We start from the raw sequence: 3248 nt of genomic DNA, 5'->3' as shown, positions 1-3248 counted from the left end.
TTAGCTTCAGCGTCTGCAGCATCATGCTTATTGGTTTTAACATAGGGTTTGACGAACTGAGGGGCCATCAGTTTGACATTATGGCCCATCGATATCAGTTTATTGGCCCAGAAATGAGCAGATGCACAGGCCTCCATGCCGATCAAACAGGGTGGGATGTTGGCAAAAAAGGAGGCCATTTGTGCCCGTCTGAGTTGTTTGTTGAACAACCGTTTTCCGTGCTCGTCAACCCCATGGATCTGGAAAACGTTTTTTGCCAAATCGATTCCAATAGTTTTAACGTTCATGATAGCAGCGCTCCGTTCAATGAGTGACGATTTATCGTCCCACTGTGGCACAAGAGATGGGAGGCGACCATTCCATTAACAAAGCCCTTTGCTGTATGAAGAACGTATTCCCGACCTTGAGGTTAACGATCGGGCAATAGATGCCTGGTTTGATCGTATTACCGATGGGTTAAGCGAAGCGCAAAAAGCCGACCTTAAGCGTAAATATGCCCGTAAAGGTGAGGTTTATAGTGCAGATGATCGCATCCGTCTGATCGCACTCGATATCGCCACGCACTTCTCGAAGAATATTGATGAGGGACTGAAAGGCCAGCTTGCCTGCGACAGCAAGATTTCCGCCATCAAATATAAAAAGTATCTTGATGAAGCCGGGTTGTTTGAGTCAGCTGTAGTTATCAGCCCGCCGGATACCCGGGAAGGGAATACTGAGGTGGATGAAAGCAAACTGCCGGAAGTGACGAAATGGTGGAAAGATAACGTCGGCACGCAGGATGAGTCTGTGTATACCCGCAATATCATCAGTCGTTTCGATACCGATGAGAAGCTCAAATTGCTGATAGTCGTTGATAAACTGCTCACCGGGTTTGATGAGCCGAAGAATACCGTGCTGTATATCGACAAGCCGCTTAAGTCCCACAACCTTATCCAGGCGATTGCGCGGGTGAACCGACTGCATCCACTAAAAAAGTTCGGTCTGCTGATTGATTATCGCGGTATTCTGGCTGAGCTGGACACGACTATCGGCAAATATCAGGACCTCGCCTCCCGAACTCAGGGCGGATACGATATCAAAGATATTGACGGGCTGTACAGCGCCATGAGCTCTGAATACAAGCGTCTACCGCATCTGTATAACCAGCTGTGGGCCATATTTGCCGGTGTTAAAAACAAAAATGATACTGAGCAGTTACGTGCGGTACTGGTGCCTAAAATGGAAGAACGTGACGGAGAGATGGTCGATATCCATCAGAAAACCCGTGATGATTTCTTCGAGGCGTTAACGGCCTTTGCCGGATGCCTGAAAGTGGCACTGCAGTCCGCCACCTTCTTCACCGACAAGAGCTTTACGGAACAAGACCGAAACCTCTATAAAGAAACCGTAAAACAGATGTCCAGCCTGCGCCAGTGGGCGATGCAGGTAAGTGGAGAGCAGGTCAATTATGACGACTACGCTGAGCAGGTGAAAAAATTGCTGGATAAGCATGTCACCGGCGTTGAGGTTCGTGAACCGGATGGCGTGTATGAAGTCGGTAAAATGGGCAAGAGCGAAAAACCCGAAGAGTGGGATAACAATAAAACCCGCAATGAAACCGACATCATTAAAACCCGCGTGACGAAGATGATTGAGCAGGAATTGCGTGATGACCCGTATGCTCAGGAGGCATTTTCAAAACTCCTGCGTATGGCTATCGAAGAGGCTGAAAAACTGTTTGACCATCCGCTGAAACAGTACCTTTTGTTCCGTGAATTTGAAGAACAGGTTGAAGCCCGTAAGCTCAGCGATATCCCGGATGCACTGGCGGTAAACAAGCATGCTCAGGCGTATTACGGTGTATTTAAAAAAGAGCTACCTGAGGTTTTTGCGGTAAACGACGTTCAGGTGCAGGATAAGTGGACGAAGCTGGCTTTTGAAGTGGACAACATTATCGTCAAAGCGGTGGCAGAAAACTCCCTGAACCCCCAGGACATTGAGAAAGTCGTTAAGACAAGTCTGCTACCACTGCTGTTTACGGCCTGCCGGGAAATTGGTGCCGGAATGAATCAGGTTAACCGTATTGTTGAAACCATCATCCAGATACTGCGCGTTGGTTTGATGAAATCATGAGTGAAAAAGAATCGCCATCAATGAAAGCGTTACGCATTGTCTATGGTGATGAGGTCATCGTCGTACAGTGTGTTCCGCGTCAGGTCGTAAAGGGCAGGGTGCTCATCAAGGTGCATCCGGACTGCCGGGTTATTGTCTCTGTACCTCCAGAAACACCGGAGCACGAGCTGTTGTCTGCGCTGAAAAAAAGAGGGCGCTGGATATACCAGCAACTGCGTGATTTCAGGGAGCAACAGACACACATTGTTCCGCGTCAGTATGTCAGCGGAGAAAGCCATTATTATCTCGGTAAGCAATATCAGTTGAAAGTGACAGAAGACGCTACTGTGCCGCAACGAGTGAAAATGTTGCGTGGGCGTCTGGAAGTGACTGTCAGACACAAATCGGCAGAAAAGATTAAAGCCTTGCTGGCTGAATGGTATCGGGAACGTGCCAGAGATGTTTTTCAGCGCAGGCTTGATTTACTGATTCCGCAGACCCTTTGGGTCAGTGAGCGTCCTCCGATACGTCTGCGGGCGATGCAAACGCAATGGGGCAACTGTTCAGCAAAAGGCTGTCTGACCCTGAATCCATGGCTGGTTAAGGCATCCTCAGAATGTATCGATTATGTTTTGCTACATGAGTTATGCCATGTGGCTGAGCACAACCACAGCGAGAAGTTTTACCGTCTGATGGGGCAGGTTATGCCGGGCTGGGAAAAGGTTAAGAAGCGACTGGATGGTATGGCTGGGATGTTGTTGGCAGATATGTAGTTTCTAACTTATTCCAATGGGCTCATTTGTCGGTGATGCTGCCAACTTACTGATTTAGTGTATGATGGTGTTTTTGAGGTGCTCCAGTGGCTTCTGTTTCTATCAGCTGTCCCTCCCGTTCAGCTACTGACGGGGTGGTGCGTAACGGCAAAAGCACTGCCGGACATCAGCGCTATCTCTGCTCTCACTGCCGTAAAACATGGCAACTGCAGTTCACTTACACCGCTTCTCAACCCGGTACGCACCAGAAAATCATTGATATGGCCATGAACGAACCGTTACCGACTTAATCGTGGTGGAGATCGTGCTGCAAATAGTGCACTTCACATCATCGCCATCGGACGCTTACGAACTGACGCAAAAACAAGGAATATGTCGCCAGGC

General features: G+C 48.7%; 1 protein-coding gene and 3 pseudogenes. 3 read left to right on the top strand and 1 reads right to left on the bottom strand.

Features of this window, described 5'->3' with window-relative positions; all coding sequences use genetic code 11:
- Nucleotides 1-287, bottom strand: a pseudogene (locus tag HMPREF1024_RS00475) (IS110 family transposase); the annotation flags it as partial.
- A gap of 82 nt (nt 288-369) precedes the next feature.
- Here HMPREF1024_RS00475 and HMPREF1024_RS00480 point away from each other — a divergent pair.
- The 3 genes and pseudogenes from HMPREF1024_RS00480 to HMPREF1024_RS29770 all read left to right on the top strand — a co-directional run.
- A pseudogene (locus tag HMPREF1024_RS00480) lies at nt 370-2112 on the top strand (type I restriction endonuclease subunit R); the annotation flags it as partial.
- Nucleotides 2109-2864: a M48 family metallopeptidase gene (locus HMPREF1024_RS00485; protein ID WP_009310009.1), complete on the top strand. Its 756-nt coding sequence runs from the start codon at nt 2109-2111 to the stop codon at nt 2862-2864. The pseudogene HMPREF1024_RS00480 and the gene HMPREF1024_RS00485, both read left to right, overlap by 4 nt.
- 86 nt (nt 2865-2950) lie before the next feature.
- Nucleotides 2951-3136 (top strand): annotated as a pseudogene (locus tag HMPREF1024_RS29770) (IS1 family transposase); the annotation flags it as partial.
- Nucleotides 3137-3248: the final 112 nt, after the last annotated feature.

The organism is Klebsiella sp. 4_1_44FAA (assembly GCF_000238715.1).
Classification (GTDB): Bacteria; Pseudomonadota; Gammaproteobacteria; order Enterobacterales; family Enterobacteriaceae; genus Klebsiella; species Klebsiella pneumoniae.
The sequence above is the reverse complement of the archived record's forward strand: the minus strand, read 5'-3'. Positions and strand labels throughout refer to the sequence as shown.

Bases quoted from the DNA above. Each gene is read 5' to 3' on its own strand.
- HMPREF1024_RS00485 (WP_009310009.1), top strand. From the start codon at position 2,109: ATGAGTGAAAAAGAATCGCCATCAATGAAAGCGTTACGCATTGTCTAT.